We start from the raw sequence: 13,660 nt of genomic DNA, 5'->3' as shown, positions 1-13,660 counted from the left end.
TTCTCCATTTTGATGCTTGCGGAAGTCCCGCAAACGCCATTTTCCCCATTTTGACGCTTGCGGAAGTTCCGCAAGTGCCATTTTCCCCATTTTGATGCTTGCGGAAGTCCCGCAAGTGCCTCGGGAAATGCTTTGGCGTTTGCAACACCGTTACAAGGCAAGCATTTCCAAAAACGATTTGCCCTCTTCGGAGGCATGAGTAGACGCGTCTCAGCGCTTATGGGCCCGATACAAGCACAGGCGGCTCGTCAACCCGCCTTCCTCAGGGCTAATCTTCCTTTTAACGGCGTGCCGAAGACTTCTTCTCCTCCGGCAGGTGTACGTGTTCGTACGCACCAATGGTCGGAGCGGTGCTGCCGGTGAGGCGACTCACGCCATAGCGGTCGGTGGGGAACTCGGCGGCGACGGTGCGGTCAGCGGCACCGATCCCGACGGATTTGTTGGCCAAACGGAAGTCGTAGGCGTAAGCCTGTTTGCGGGTGCCTGACTTGAGGTAGATGGGCTTCTGGCTGAAGCCGAAGAGGCAGCGGTCGAAGCGGGGATTGTTGGTGATGGCTTTGGTGAGGATGTAGCAGGCCGTGAATCGGTAGTTGAAGGCGTCGCTGCCGGCCGTGTCGCCGTTGCGGGAGATGAGGGAGATTTCGCCGCGGTACGTGCGTGTGGTGTCGCCCGAGATGCTGCCGTCGATGAGGCAGTTGTCGAAGCGCGCTTCGGTGAGTGGGTAGTGGTGCGGCGTGTTGTCGATGCGGGCGGTGTCGGCCAGGATGAGGGTAGGGGAACCTTGACGCGTGGTGAGGACGATGAAGTTGGCCAGCGTGCAGTGGGCGAAGCGGTGGCGCCCACCGATGAGGCAGACGGTATTTCCTGCAGCGTTTGTGAACTCGCTGCCAGAGGCCTCGATGTGACAGTTGACAGCCGTCAGTAGGTCGCCACTGCTGTTCGTGACGCGAGAGTTGTGGATGCGGATCTTAAGCCGATCGGGGGTAGAGGGTTGGAAGTCGAGGCCGAAGGAGGTGTTGCGGACGTCGGTGTATTCAAGCTCGTTTTCGAAGCTGGTGGATTCGAAGCGGATGCCGCCCCATTGGCCGGGGACGCGGTCGTAGGGCAGGGTGACGTTGGCGTAGATGCTGTCGAGGCGGTCGCCGCGCAGTGTGATGGGTTGGGCTTGGGTACCGATGGCCTTGAGTGTGCCGGCGACGATGAGTTTGGCCTGATGGTGAAAGCAGAGCGTGGCTCCGGGTGTGAGGGTGAGGGTGACGCCGGGGCCGACGGTGAGGCTATCGAAGATGAGGTAAGGCCGGTCAGCCGGGAGGGTTGTGTTTTCGGTGTACGTCCGGCCGCCTCGGATGATGTGAACGTCTTGCCCGACGGCTTGCAGCAGGACAAATTGGCGGACGCCATTGGTGTAGAAAAGGATGGAATCTTGGATCAGCAGCGGGCGGTCGGCATTATTAGCGCTGGCAGTCACTTCGACGAGCACGCGCAGGCTGTCGCGTTTCCAAAGATCGATGCCGCTGAAGGAGTCGCCCTTTCGACCGTCCACATTGAGGCGGAAGCCGCTGCGCCCTCCGCTGGCCAGTGTGACGGACTCGATACGGAGGTTCTCGCCGTGCGGGTTATAGACCATGAACTGCTTCGTGACGGACCCGATGGTGGTAAAAAGGGTGTCGAACGTGAGGGTGTCCGTAGAAAAATCGAGCCGGAGCGAAGGGTCGGTGGCATAATGGTCGACCCGTTCGCATCCGGCTGCGAGGTAGAGTAGCGTGGCGAGGAGCAGGCCGAGGCCGGCTGTTTGTTTCTTCATCTTCATCGTCTCTGGGGTTTGATTACGAATGAAGAAACGCCGCTACGCGTGCGATATTTTGTTTACGCGGGGATATTCTTCAGTATCTCCAGCAGGTGGCGCCACCAGAGGTCTACGGTGGCAATTTCGATCCGCTCGTTAGGCGAGTGAACGTCGCGCATGGTCGGGCCGAAAGAGATCATGTCGAGGTAGGGGTACTTCTCGAGGAAGAGTCCGCACTCCAATCCCGCGTGGATGGCCAGCACCAGCGCATCCTTGCCGAAAATCTTGCGGTACGTATCCTCAGCCACCTTCAGGATCTTCGAGTCCGGGTTAGGTGCCCAGCCGGGATAGCCGTCGCCATGCTTCACCTCGGCTCCAGCCAGACGGAAGACGGCAGCTACCTGATCGGCCGCAGCATCCTTCAGCGAGTCTACCGAGCTGCGTTGGCTGGTCTCAACGATCACCTTGCCTGCTTCAGGCATCTTCACCGACGCCAAGTTGGTCGACGTCTCCACCAATCCTTCCACCTCGTGGCTCATGCCCAACACACCGTGCGGACAGGCAATCAGCGACTCGACGAGTCGAGCAGCAACGTCCTTCGGCAGGACAGTCTTCGGCGTGTCGACCGTCTCCATCGTCAGGCGTACGTTCGGATCGATGCGCTTTAGCTCGTTCTCCACGTCGGCTTGGAAGTGGTTCAGCAGCACGCGCACCGGTTCGCGGTCGTCGTCCTTAAGTCCGATCACAGCCGAAGCCTCACGTGGAATGGCGTTGTGCAGGTTACCACCTTCGATAGCCGCCAGCGTGTAGTCATACTTCTCGCGCAGTGAATAGAGGAAACGAGCCAGCAACTTGTTGGCGTTGCCGAGGCCTTTGTGAATGTCGCCGCCAGAGTGTCCGCCGTTGAGACCCGTGACAACGATCTTGAAATACGACCGGGCAGGAGCCGCTTCGGGCGTGAAGCTGAACGTGGCGAGGGTATTCTTTCCGCCGGCACATCCGATGAAGATCTGGCCTTCGTCTTCGCTGTCGAGGTTGATGAGAATCTTCCCGCTGAGGAAGCCTTCTTTTACCTCAAAAGCACCTGTCATACCCGTTTCTTCGTCGACGGTGACGAAGCATTCGATGGGGCCGTGCTCGATGTCGTCGGAGGCCAAGATGGCCAGCGATGCAGCTACGCCGATACCGTTATCAGCGCCGAGTGTGGTGCCCTTGGCGCGCAGCCACTCACCGTCGACAACGGTCTCGATCGGGTCGTTGTCGAAGTCGTGGGTGACGTCGTTGTTCTTCTCGCAAACCATATCCATATGCGATTGCAGGATGATGGTTGGCAGCTTCTCGTAGCCCTTCGTTGCGGGTTTTGAGATGAGAATATTGCCGGCCTCATCTTTCTTAATCGGGAGATGATGGTCGGCAGCGAATTGCTCTAAATAGCGGATGATTTTTCCTTCCTTTTTAGAAGGACGAGGCACTTGTGTGATTTCGTGAAAATACTTCCACACAATAGCCGGCTGGAGATCCAATATAGTCTTCATTTTCTACGTATATAAATGACTTAAATCGCTGAGTGAAAAAAGATAGGCGCGGCGAATGACAAAAAAACGGAAATGGGAGGAAGCCCCGAATGGCTGTTTATCGAATCGTCTATCTTTGCGTCCACAAAGGTAAAGTAAAATGTTTATCGTCTCTCTGGCAACTATTATTATACTGATTATTTGCATGGCGCTGCTTTGCGTGAGGATTTTACTGGAGAAAAACGGACGTTTTCCGAACACGCATGTCGATAGCAGCCCCGCCCTACGCAAAAAGGGCATAGCGTGCGCTCGCACGCAGGATCGGCAGGCTTCGCACCAGAAGAATCTGGCCGATCGGATGGGTGAAATGATGAGTAATTAAATTCCGTTTATATGAAAAGTAATCTACACTATGTGATCGAGGGGATTCTTGCGGCTGCAATTGTCTGCCTGTTCGTCATGCAACTGTCCGGCCATAAAGGGGGCAGCGTCGCGGTGGCGAAGATGGAGACGGATTCCACCGGAGCGCCCCTCAAAGCTTTCCCTGTTGCTTATATCAACGTGGACTCCTTGTTGCAGAAATACAATTTCTCCATCGACCTGAACGAGCAGATCCTGAAGAAACAAGAGAACGCACGCGCCAGTTATACCCAGAAGGCACGCAGCCTGCAGGCGGAGGTCAAGGACTTCCAATACAAGATGCAGAACGGGGCTTTCGCCACGCGTGAACGCGCTGAACAGGAGCAGCAACGGCTGATGAAAAAGGAGCAAGAGTTGCAGGAGCTGGACGCCCGTCTGACGAAGGAATTGATGGAGCAGACGCAGGCCATGAACGAGCAGTTGCGCGACACCGTGGTGCGTTGCCTGAAGCTCTACAATAAGGACAAGGGCTATCAGATCATCTTTAGCAATACGGCCGGTAGCCCCATCTTCTTAGCTGACGACGTCTACAATATCACGGGTGAAATCATTGAGTTCTTGAATAAGCGATACGCCGGAACGAAGTAACCTGTCGGGCGTGATCCTATACATCCCATCCTTTCTCGGCCTCGAGAGTGGATGGGATTTTTTTGTTGCGCATTGGGCGGGTGCGGCCTCCGGCGAAGGTTGACCGGGTACCCCCCCGAGATAAATTCCCCCTCATCTTGTACCAGGCAAACTTCCCAGACCTCGGCAGAGGCCTGCCATGAAAGAAAAACGGGATGCACCGTTGACCGATGCACCCCGTGGGAGCTGATGAATGTCAGTCGCCGATTAGAGCTTGTAGGACTTGTCAGCGGCACGACGATAGCCGCGGATCAGGTCGTCCATGATCTCGGCGACGGGCCGGATGTCGGACAGCAGTGCGGAGGCTTGGCCGATCTCCAACTCACCCTCTTCGAGGTCGCCCTCGAAGATGCCCTTCTTGGCGCGCCCCTTGCCGAGCAGTCGGCTCATCGTTTCGGCGTCGGCACCGGCGGCTTCGGCCTCCTCGACAGCCGTGCGGAAGGCGCCGGCAGCCAGTCGGGTGGGGGAGAGCTTCTTGAGCAGCAGCTTCGTGTCGCCCTCGTCCAGGGCCAGGCAGTGGAGCTTGAAGGCCTCGTGCGCGGAGCTTTCTTCGGCCAAGGCGAAGAGGGTGCCGATCTGCACGCCGTCGGCACCGAGTGCCATCGCGGCGAGCATGCCTTCGCCCGTGGCAATGCCACCGGCGGCCATGAGCGGCAGGTCGGTGACGCGTCGCACGGCGGGGATGAGGCAGAGCGTGGTGGTCTCCTCGCGACCGTTATGTCCGCCCGCCTCGAAGCCCTCGGCCACGATGGCGTCGACGCCCGCGGCCTCGCATTTGGCGGCAAAGCGTGAGGAGGAAACGACGTGCGCCACGGTGATGCCGTGGTCCTTGAGGCGCGCCGTCCACGTTTTGGGGTTGCCGGCGGAGGTGAAGACGATCTTCACGCCTTCGTCCATGATGATCTGCATGATTTCTTCGATCTGCGGGTACATCAGCGGCACGTTTACGCCGAAAGGCCGATCGGTGGCGGCGCGGCATTTGCGAATATGCTCGCGGAGGGTCTCGGGGTGCATCGATCCGGCGCCGAGCAGTCCGAGTCCGCCGGCGTTGCTCACGGCCGCGGCCAGTCGCCAGCCACTGCACCACACCATCCCGCCCTGAATGACGGGGTATTCGATATCAAACAAAGAAGCGATTCGATTCATATACATACGGAATTAAATACGGCGGCAAAGGAACTGAGATAATTCGGGAACGATGCGGGCGCCCTGCTCCCCGACGGCCTGCCGGTAAGCCGTCCGGGCGTTGCAATAGGCGGTGCAGGCCTCGGTGTAGCGGTCGCGGGCGAGGCGCAGCTGGGTCTGGCGTCGAGCAGGTCGGTCATGGGGACGGTGCCCGCCTCGTAACTATCGCGATTGAGGCGGAGGTTCTCCGTGGCCGAGGCGACGGAGCGGCGGGCCAGATCGATCTGCAAGTAGGCCTCGCTGAGGTTGCTCCACCTTCATCAGGGCGTTGGGCAGGGTCACGCTGGCATCTACGGAGGCCTTCACCGTGCGATGTAGCTCGTCGAGCTGACTATTGCGGAGCGTGAGATTGTTTTCGGCCCCTAAGCGGAGGCATTCGTCAAGCGTATAGGTGCGTTGCGCCGAAGCGCTGAGGGTGGCCGTGAGGCAAAGGATGGAGAGTATGCCCTTCCATCGGAGGGCGCTGCGTTGGGTGTACATATATAGTAGGTAGGGTGGAGTGATAAGTAGTAAGAAGTAGTAAGTAGTAAGAAGTAGAAGGGAGTAGGCCTCCCGAGGCTCGGGAAATGGCCTCTCCCGAAGGTTGGGCCCATTTCCTGACTCGGGAAATGCCCTCTCCCGAAGGTTAGACCCATTTCCTGACTCGGGAAATGCCCTCTCCCGAAGGTTGGGCCCATTTCCTGACTCGGGAAATGGCCTCTCCCGAAGGTTGGGCCCATTTCCTGACTCGAGAAATGCCCTCTCCCGAAGGTTGGACCCATTTCCTGACTCGGGAAATGACCTCTCCCGAAGGTTGGGCCCATTTCCTGACTCGGGAAATGGCCTCTCCCGAAGGTTGGGCCCATTTCCTGACTCGGGAAATGGCCTCTCCCGAAGGTTGGGCTCATTTCCTGACTCGGGAAATGACCTCTCCCGAAGGTTGGGCCCATTTCCTGACTCGGGAAATGGCCTCTCCCGAAGGTTGGACCCATTTCCGAGGCTCGGAAGTGGCCTCTCCCGAAGGTTGGATCCATTTCCGAGGCTCGGCGAAGGGGGTGGCTTACGTTGAGACGTCTACGCCGTGTGCGTTTCTGGAGGAGCGCCCGCCCCGCGCGTCTGCCTTTTCTGATCCTCTTTGCCGTAGAGTTTCCAGTAAAGCACGGGCAGGACGGTGACTACGGCGATCAGCGCACCGATGCCACCAGCGAAGATGGAGACGCCCACGGGGCTCCAAAACGAGCTGCCCTCGATGATCATGGGGATCACACCCACGGCCGTCGTGGCGGTGGTCAGGAAGATGGGCGTCATGCGTCGGGCGCCGGCGTCGTAAGCCGCATCGCGTGCCGATCGGTGGGCCAGGTGGCGCTCGTCTTCGGCATGCTGATACATGAGGATGACGTTTTTCATGATCATGCCTAAGAGCGAGATGAAGCCGAACATGGACGTTACCCCCACCTCGGCCGTGCGACGCCCCACGACACCGGCAAAGGGCGCATGCAGGGCGCAGTCGTTCATGTTCTTCTTCGATAGTTCGTACATCGACCGAGCCTGTTGCAGGCGCGTCTCGACCTCCACCATTTGCATTTCCGGTAGGCTCTTCTTGTCGTAGAGTTGTTTCATGCGGGCGTAAGCGTCTTCGGCCTGATGCAGCGAGGCGACTGCTGCATCTCGTTCACCGACGAGCAAATCCGCGAGCTGGACGAGTATTACGCCTTATTCTTTCGACCCTGGCTTGCCCCGAGGCGCCTTTTAGGACGGAGGCCTTCAGGTGCCTGATCGCGGCGGCGATCTATCGCATCGGCGCCATCTTTTTCAGCAAAGTCAAGACAGGCAACAATCGCCCGACGAACAATCGCCGGGAGGCCCTCTTCGAACGTTTCATGCAGCTGCTTGAGGAGCATCATGTCTCGGAGCGCAACGTGGCTTTCTATGCTGACCACCTCTTCCTCACGCCCAAACATGTCTCGAAAGTGATACTCTAACCTGACGATACAAGAGATCGCTGACTACCTGAATTTCTCCACGCAGTCAGTCTTCGGTAAGTATTTCAAGCACAAGACGGGCCTCTCCCCACGGGAATACAAGGAGTCGTAGAAGTCAAGTACGGGCGGCCCCGGAGATGGTTCCGTCCGGCACTTGACTTCTTGGGGGCGGGCTTACTTCGACTCCTTCGGCTCCTTGGGCTTCTTCGGCTCCCTGTCGGTCATCTTGCGGAAGAGGGCGAGGGCCTCGTTTTCGTGGCGCTCCATGATCTCGCGCGCTCCGGGCGCTTTGTCGTCGATGCCGCAGAGGTGCAGGATGCCGTGGATGATGACGCGGCGGAACTCGTCGCGGAAATGTGTGCCATACTTCGCGGCGTTGGAGCGGACGGTGTCGGGGGCGATGATGATGTCGCCGGAGATGGTGTCGCCCTCGGAGTTGTCGAAGGTGATGATGTCCGTATAGTAATCGTGCTGCAAGAACTTTTGGTTCGTTTCGAGCATCTTCTCTTCGGAGCAGAAGAGGTAAGTGATGTCGCCCACCTTTTTGCCGTGACGTGCGGCCACGAGGCGGATCCAAGCGGAGGTGAGGCGGCGGAGGAATTCGGGGCGTTTGATGCCTTCGAAGTTGTACGTGATCATTATCTAAAGAATAAGTATGTCATAAGAATGGCGGTGATAGCGCCTGCCAGGTCGGCAATAAGGGCGCAGGGAATGGTGTAGCGCGTGCGGCGGATGGCCACGCTACCGTAGTAAACGGCCACGATGTAAAACGCCGTGTCCGTAGAGCCTTGGGCCACGCATGCGAGTCGGCCGACGAAGGAGTCGGCGCCGTAGGTGCCCATCGCGTCGAGCATCATGCCGCGTGAGCCGCTCCCGCTGAGGGGTTTCATGAGCAGCGTTGGCAAACCCTCGACGAACGACGTGTCCCACCCGATGGCGTCGACCGTCCAGCGCAGCCCGTCGATCAGCAGACCCATCGCACCCGAGGCACGAAAGACGCCCACGGCCACGAGAATGGCCACGAGGTAGGGCACGATCCGTATGGCGGTGCCGAAACCCTCTTTGGCGCCTTCGATGAAGGTCTCGTAGACGTTCAGCCGCTTGCGCACGCCGGCCACGATGAAGCCGCAGATGATGGTAAACAGCAGCACGTTGGCGGCGACCGTGGAGCAGAGCGAGACCTGCTCCGACGGCAGCGTGCGGAAGAGCCACACGAGTCCGCCGATGAAGGCTGCGGTGCCCGCGAAGAAGCCGATCAGGCTGCGGTGCATCAGGTTGATGCGTTGCATGAGTGCCACGGCGATGATGGCCGTCAGCGTGGCCACGGTGGTGGTCAGCAGGATGGGCAGGAAGACGTCGGCGGGGTTCGCAGCGCCGTACTGCGCACGGTACATCATAATCGTGATCGGCACCACGGTCAGGCCCGAAGCGTTCAGGTTGAGGAACATGATCATGGCGTCGCTGGCCGTGTCCTTGCGCGGGTTCAGCTCTTGGAGTTGCTGCATGGCGCGCAGGCCGATGGGCGTGGCGGCGTTGTCGAGACCGAGCATGTTGGCCGAGATGTTCATGAAGATGGACCCCGCAGCCGGATGACCGGCGGGTACGCCTGGAAAGAGTCGGCCGAAGACGGGCGCGGCCAGTCGGGCAAAGGCACCGACCAGCCCCGCGCGTTCGCCGATCTTCATCAGCCCCAGCCACAGCGAGAGGATGCCCGTCAGGCCGATCGAGACATCGAAGCCGGCGCGGGCAGCGCTAAAGGTGGACGTGACGATCTCGGTGAAGACGTCCGTATCATGAAAAAAGATGAGCCGGCATGTAGCGACCGCAAAGGCGATCACGATAAAGGCAACCCAGATGTAGTTAAGCGTCATGCCGGACTCAGAGATAGTGTGCCAAAAAGGCAGTCAGTTCGTGTTTGCGGAATCAATTGAACTCGTCCCCGTAGCGGATTTGGGCGTCGGCCATGTATTGCTTGATGCGCTGCTCGTCCGTCTTACGACAGATCAGCAGGACGTTACCCGACTCCACAACGATGTAATCCTTGAGTCCCTGAATGACGGCCAGGCGGTTGCGATCTTCGATGGCGACGATGTTGTCTTCCGACTCATAGAGCATGGCACGAGTCTTCAGCACGGCATTGTTGGCCTCATCGCGAGAGGCGATGTCGAAGATGGAGCCCCAAGTGCCGAGGTCGGCCCAGCCGAAATCGACGCAACGCATGTAGACATTGTCGGCCTTTTCCATCACCCCGTAGTCGATCGAAATGCTGGGGCAGAAGGGGAAGTGCTCCTCGATGAAGGCGGCCTCGGCGGGGGTGTTGAACTTCTCGGGGCCGATGTCGAAGCGTGCCGAAATGTCAGGCAGATATTGGCGGATAGCCCCCAGAATCGTGTCGACATTCCAGACGAAGAGACCGGAGTTCCAGAAGAATTCGCCGCTCTCCATGAAGACCTGCGCCAGTTCGCGGTTCGGCTTTTCGGTGAAGGTCTTGACTTTGAAGAAGTCGCCCTGACGTTCGTCGCTGCTTTGGATGTAGCCGTAGCCCGTCTCGGGTCGGGAGGGTTTGACGCCGAGGGTGACCAGAGCACGATGCTTGGCCACGAAGTCGAGCGACTTGCGAACGTCGTCGAGGAACTCGTTTTCCTTGAGGATGAGGTGGTCCGAGGGGGCCACGACGATGTTAGCCTGCGGGCAGCGGGCTTTGATGCGGTAGGAGGCGTAGGCGATGCAGGGCGCGGTGTTGCGCCGGGCGGGTTCGGCCAGGATTTGGTCGTCGGCCAGGAAGGGCAGTTGCTCGTGCACCATCCCGACGTAGCGCCGATTGGTGACAATGTAGATGTGTTCCTTGGGGATGATTTTCGCAAAGCGGTCGACCGTCATTTGCAGGAGTGATCGCCCCGTTCCGAAGAAGTCGAGAAACTGTTTCGGCCTGTTTTCGCGGCTGAATGGCCAGAAGCGGCTGCCAATTCCGCCGCCCATGATGACACAATAGTTATTATCCATAGGGTAGGGTTTGATTCTGTGCGACAAAGGAACGTAAAGAAATGGAGATCGATCGGACACTGTCCACGCCTGCGATCGGGAGACGGTCGGGAGGGGTGCGGAGGCTGTCCGGCGGCGTTTCCGAAGGCTGCAAAGAGATTGTCGGGCTCACCGTCGGGGTCGATCCCTTGGTGTGCGACTAAAAATGAGGTGCGTGCGAACAAATTTTGATGATGCGAGAGCTTCAGAACATCTCACGTGATCAAAATTCGATGACTCGAGAGCAACTATTCCTCTCAAAAGCAGAAGTCCCGATGTCGAAGCAAGCGGACTGATTGTTAGGCGGAAAGGGGTGGAGATGCTTTCGGTTGCGTCGAGCGGAAAAGGCAGAAAAGTGCGGATCCGAGCAAGAGTTCAGTTACCAAACCATTACCCCGCTCTGCAACAGGTAACGATGGTGCAAAAGCCGGTAACTGGATATATCTTGCACATGGTTCTTTTGCATTGATATACAGGGATCTGCACAGGTAACGGGTGCTTTGAACCGGGTAATTTTGCCCACAGTTTTCAAAGCGTATGGATGACATGAAAATGAAGGTGTTGCTCTACCTCAAAAAGAGCTCTCTCGATAGGTCAGGCAAGGCGCCGATCATGGGACGCATCACGCTGGGACGTTCCATCGCACAGTTCAGTTGCAAGCTGTTCTGTAATCCCGATTTGTGGAACCCGCGCGAAAGTCGGATGGACGGGAAGAGTCGCGAGGCCGTTGAGGTCAATGCCAAGTTGGACAACCTCCTTCTCGCCGTTCAGGCCTCCTATCAATCCTTGCTTGCCAAAGGATCGCCGTTTGATGCAATCGACATCAAGGAACATTTCCAAGGTAGGATACAGAGTCGAACTATGCTATTGGAGCGGTTTGATGGCCTGATCGAGGAAATGAAAGATCACGTCGGTGTAGACATCAAGGAAAATTCTTTGGCCGCGTACCGTCAGACAAGAGTGCAATTACAGCGGTTCATTCGGGCGAAGCACAAAGTCTCCGACTTGACCTTTTCGCAGCTCACGGAAGACTTTATCAAACAATTCGAGCAGTATGTAATAGGAGAAGTGGGGCTGAAACAAAGCACTTGCTATAACATGATCGTCCTTATCAAGAAGGTCTGCAAGCTGGCTTATCGCGAAGGAGCGGCAGACTCCTTGCTATTTGACAATGTACATGTGGACAAGGGAGACCGCCGATTACCCAAGGCGCTTGATAAGGATGCATTAGACAAGTTGAAGACGCTGCGTTTTGACGGTTTGGACGAGGATATGAAAACCTCCCGCGATGTGTTTCTTTTCGCCTGTTACACCGGTGCCGCCTATTGCGATCTGATGACGCTGAACCATAAGCATCTTATTCGCGACGACGAGGGCGCTCTTTGGCTGAAGTTCAACAGACAGAAAACGGGCGTCCTCTGCCGTGTAAAACTGTTGCCCGAAGCCCTTAGATTGCTGGAACAGCTACACAGCGATGCAAGAGAGACACTGCTCCCTTATATGAATTATGCCACCTATTTGTCTTGCCTGAAAGCAATCTCGTTAAGGGCTGGGCTGTCTTTGCCGATCACCACGCACACGGCCCGACACACCTTTGCTACACTCGTCACCTTGGAACAGGGCGTGCCCATCGAAACCGTAAGCAAGATGCTTGGACATAGCACGGTGCGCATGACCGAGCGATATGCGAAAGTCACTCCCCAAAAGCTATTTGAAGAGTTCGATCGCTTGATCGCCTTCACCGAAGATTTACACCTGACCATTTAACTTAACTGAAACCGATATGAGAAGTACATTCAAGATCCTGTTTTACATCAACAGACAGAAGACGAAGACAGACGGCAAGACAGCCATCTTTTGCCGCGTCACCATCGATGGCAGAAGCATAGTCATGACAACCGGAGAAGAATGTCTGCCGGCCGAATGGAACAGCAGACAGGGTATAACCGGCGAAAAGAAAATCAATCAACGCCTCGCTGCATTCAGGGAGCTTGTGGAAAAGACTTACGCGGAAATGCTTACGAAGGACGGCGTGGTCAGCGCAGAACTACTCAAGAACCGCTTGCAGGGTGTCGCCGCGGCACCGACTACCCTTTTGACCATGAGCGAGGCAGAACTGCAATCTGTTAAGGCATACGTAGGCAAGTCAAGATCTGCGGGTACCTATCGCAATCACACCTATTCAGACAAGATGCTTCGCCAGTGGATAGAAGACAAAGGGCGAAAGGATATACCCATTGGCTCTGTTACAGATGGGATGTTTGAGGAGTTCCGCTTCTATCTCAAGAAGAAGCGGTTTGCAGCGAAGACGGTTAATCGACACCTCTGCTGGCTGAGCCGATTGATGTATCGTGCGGCCAGTAAAAGGATCATTCGCTACAACCCTTTTGAGGATGCCATCTATGAAAAGGAAGAGAGGAAGATTCGCTTCTTGCAAAAGAGTGATGTGGCCAAGCTCATGGCGCTGAAAGTAAACGACAAGGAAGCAGAGCAGGCTCGGCAGATGTTCATCTTCTCCTGCTTCACAGGTTTGGCCATTGCGGATATGGAACGTCTGAAATTTTCGCATATTCAAACGGCGGCAGATGGCCGGAGGTATATCCGAAAAGAACGGCAGAAGACGAAAGTAGAATCCGTCGTGCCGTTACATCCGATCGCGGAGACTATCCTCAACAGACTCCGAGAAGAAGAGGAACAGGCGGTGAAAGAAAAAGATGGCGACCTTGTCTTTCCACGCGATTGCAGCCGCAGTGTAATGAATAACAAACTGAGCACCGTGGGGCTGGCCTGTGGCATCAGACAACGCCTGTCTTTCCACATGGCTCGTCATACGTTCGGGACGTTGTCACTCAGTGCAGGCATACCGATAGAGAGCATCGCTAAGATGATGGGACACACGTCCATTACAAGCACGCAGATCTATGCGCAGGTGACAGACAAAAAGATTTCGGAAGACATGGACAGGCTGATCCAGAAGCAACAAGCTGCGTCAGAGTGATTCCTGTATGGCTGGCTTAAGGTGAGAATGTAGACTTTTTTCCTTTCATCGAATAGATCTTACTACATGACTACAACAGGTATAAAGCGATGAAAGAAGCGTGACTGGGGAGTAGTTAGGTGTAGTCAAAAAGCCACACCTTTTCTTG

Annotated in this window: 13 protein-coding genes; 4 read left to right on the top strand and 9 right to left on the bottom strand. The window is 56.8% G+C overall.

Annotated elements, in window-relative coordinates; all coding sequences use genetic code 11:
* Positions 1 to 280 precede the first annotated feature (280 nt).
* On the bottom strand, positions 281 to 1,804 hold the full coding sequence (locus C7123_RS02795) for a hypothetical protein (RefSeq protein ID WP_069176408.1): 1,524 nt from the start codon (positions 1,802 to 1,804) through the stop codon (positions 281 to 283).
* 62 nt (positions 1,805 to 1,866) lie between these two features.
* Positions 1,867 to 3,321 carry an aminoacyl-histidine dipeptidase gene (locus tag C7123_RS02790; RefSeq protein WP_069175695.1) on the bottom strand — a complete coding sequence of 485 codons (1,455 nt, stop codon included), beginning with the start codon at positions 3,319 to 3,321 and terminating at the stop codon, positions 1,867 to 1,869.
* Between the two features lie 372 nt (positions 3,322 to 3,693).
* On the opposite strand from C7123_RS02790, the gene C7123_RS02780 reads away from it, so the two are divergent.
* Positions 3,694 to 4,308: an OmpH family outer membrane protein gene (locus tag C7123_RS02780; RefSeq protein WP_037984216.1), complete on the top strand. Its 615-nt coding sequence runs from the start codon at positions 3,694 to 3,696 to the stop codon at positions 4,306 to 4,308.
* A 246-nt stretch (positions 4,309 to 4,554) separates the two neighbouring features.
* On the opposite strand, the gene C7123_RS02775 is transcribed toward C7123_RS02780, so the two are convergent.
* The 4 genes from C7123_RS02775 to C7123_RS13120 all read right to left on the bottom strand — a co-directional run bounded on the left by C7123_RS02775 (position 4,555) and on the right by C7123_RS13120 (position 7,415).
* Complete coding sequence (locus C7123_RS02775; RefSeq protein ID WP_069176407.1) at positions 4,555 to 5,493, bottom strand: NAD(P)H-dependent flavin oxidoreductase; 939 nt, start codon at positions 5,491 to 5,493, stop codon at positions 4,555 to 4,557.
* A 201-nt stretch (positions 5,494 to 5,694) separates the two neighbouring features.
* Complete coding sequence (locus C7123_RS02770; RefSeq protein WP_069175694.1) at positions 5,695 to 6,012, bottom strand: hypothetical protein; 318 nt, start codon at positions 6,010 to 6,012, stop codon at positions 5,695 to 5,697.
* 573 nt (positions 6,013 to 6,585) lie between these two features.
* A complete protein-coding gene (locus C7123_RS02765; protein ID WP_107490689.1) occupies positions 6,586 to 7,131 on the bottom strand; it encodes an efflux RND transporter permease subunit in 546 nt (181 codons plus the stop codon).
* A gap of 86 nt (positions 7,132 to 7,217) precedes the next feature.
* Positions 7,218 to 7,415 (bottom strand): hypothetical protein, encoded by a 198-nt coding sequence (locus C7123_RS13120; RefSeq protein WP_173896995.1) that lies wholly within the window; start codon positions 7,413 to 7,415, stop codon positions 7,218 to 7,220.
* 79 nt (positions 7,416 to 7,494) lie between these two features.
* Between C7123_RS13120 and C7123_RS13275 the strand changes: the two genes are divergently transcribed.
* Entirely contained in the window at positions 7,495 to 7,605 is a 111-nt protein-coding gene (locus C7123_RS13275; RefSeq protein WP_317046613.1) for a helix-turn-helix domain-containing protein, read from the top strand.
* Between the two features lie 62 nt (positions 7,606 to 7,667).
* Here the strand turns inward: C7123_RS13275 and ybeY are convergent, their stop codons facing one another.
* From ybeY to C7123_RS02745, 3 genes are read right to left on the bottom strand one after another with little or no spacing between them, the layout of a single operon-like run.
* Positions 7,668 to 8,132, bottom strand: coding sequence for an rRNA maturation RNase YbeY (gene ybeY, locus C7123_RS02755; protein WP_069175691.1), 465 nt, complete (start codon positions 8,130 to 8,132; stop codon positions 7,668 to 7,670).
* Positions 8,132 to 9,364: a nucleoside recognition domain-containing protein gene (locus tag C7123_RS02750; protein WP_037983708.1), complete on the bottom strand. Its 1,233-nt coding sequence runs from the start codon at positions 9,362 to 9,364 to the stop codon at positions 8,132 to 8,134. The genes ybeY and C7123_RS02750 overlap by 1 nt, the downstream gene beginning before the upstream one ends.
* A gap of 52 nt (positions 9,365 to 9,416) precedes the next feature.
* The gene (locus C7123_RS02745; RefSeq protein WP_069175690.1) at positions 9,417 to 10,496 is read right to left on the bottom strand and encodes a mannose-1-phosphate guanylyltransferase; all 1,080 of its coding nucleotides are present in this window, start codon (positions 10,494 to 10,496) and stop codon (positions 9,417 to 9,419) included.
* Positions 10,497 to 11,051: 555 nt separating this feature from the next.
* Between C7123_RS02745 and C7123_RS02740 the strand changes: the two genes are divergently transcribed.
* Complete coding sequence (locus C7123_RS02740) at positions 11,052 to 12,281, top strand: site-specific integrase (RefSeq protein WP_069175689.1); 1,230 nt, start codon at positions 11,052 to 11,054, stop codon at positions 12,279 to 12,281.
* Between the two features lie 16 nt (positions 12,282 to 12,297).
* Positions 12,298 to 13,512, top strand: coding sequence for a site-specific integrase (locus C7123_RS02735; protein WP_069175688.1), 1,215 nt, complete (start codon positions 12,298 to 12,300; stop codon positions 13,510 to 13,512).
* Positions 13,513 to 13,660: the final 148 nt, after the last annotated feature.

It is taken from the genome of Tannerella serpentiformis, assembly GCF_003033925.1.
Classification (GTDB): Bacteria; Bacteroidota; Bacteroidia; order Bacteroidales; family Tannerellaceae; genus Tannerella; species Tannerella serpentiformis.
The sequence above is the reverse complement of the archived record's forward strand: the minus strand, read 5'-3'. Positions and strand labels throughout refer to the sequence as shown.

Bases quoted from the DNA above. Each gene is read 5' to 3' on its own strand.
- C7123_RS02765 (WP_107490689.1), bottom strand. From the start codon at position 7,131: ATGAAACAACTCTACGACAAGAAGAGCCTACCGGAAATGCAAATGGTG.
- C7123_RS02735 (WP_069175688.1), top strand. From the start codon at position 12,298: ATGAGAAGTACATTCAAGATCCTGTTTTACATCAACAGACAGAAGACG.
- C7123_RS02750 (WP_037983708.1), bottom strand. From the start codon at position 9,364: ATGACGCTTAACTACATCTGGGTTGCCTTTATCGTGATCGCCTTTGCG.
- C7123_RS02780 (WP_037984216.1), top strand. From the start codon at position 3,694: ATGAAAAGTAATCTACACTATGTGATCGAGGGGATTCTTGCGGCTGCA.
- C7123_RS02795 (WP_069176408.1), bottom strand. From the start codon at position 1,804: ATGAAGAAACAAACAGCCGGCCTCGGCCTGCTCCTCGCCACGCTACTC.
- C7123_RS02745 (WP_069175690.1), bottom strand. From the start codon at position 10,496: ATGGATAATAACTATTGTGTCATCATGGGCGGCGGAATTGGCAGCCGC.
- C7123_RS02770 (WP_069175694.1), bottom strand. From the start codon at position 6,012: ATGTACACCCAACGCAGCGCCCTCCGATGGAAGGGCATACTCTCCATC.
- C7123_RS02775 (WP_069176407.1), bottom strand. From the start codon at position 5,493: ATGAATCGAATCGCTTCTTTGTTTGATATCGAATACCCCGTCATTCAG.
- C7123_RS02740 (WP_069175689.1), top strand. From the start codon at position 11,052: ATGGATGACATGAAAATGAAGGTGTTGCTCTACCTCAAAAAGAGCTCT.
- ybeY (WP_069175691.1), bottom strand. From the start codon at position 8,132: ATGATCACGTACAACTTCGAAGGCATCAAACGCCCCGAATTCCTCCGC.
- C7123_RS02790 (WP_069175695.1), bottom strand. From the start codon at position 3,321: ATGAAGACTATATTGGATCTCCAGCCGGCTATTGTGTGGAAGTATTTT.
- C7123_RS13120 (WP_173896995.1), bottom strand. From the start codon at position 7,415: ATGATGCTCCTCAAGCAGCTGCATGAAACGTTCGAAGAGGGCCTCCCG.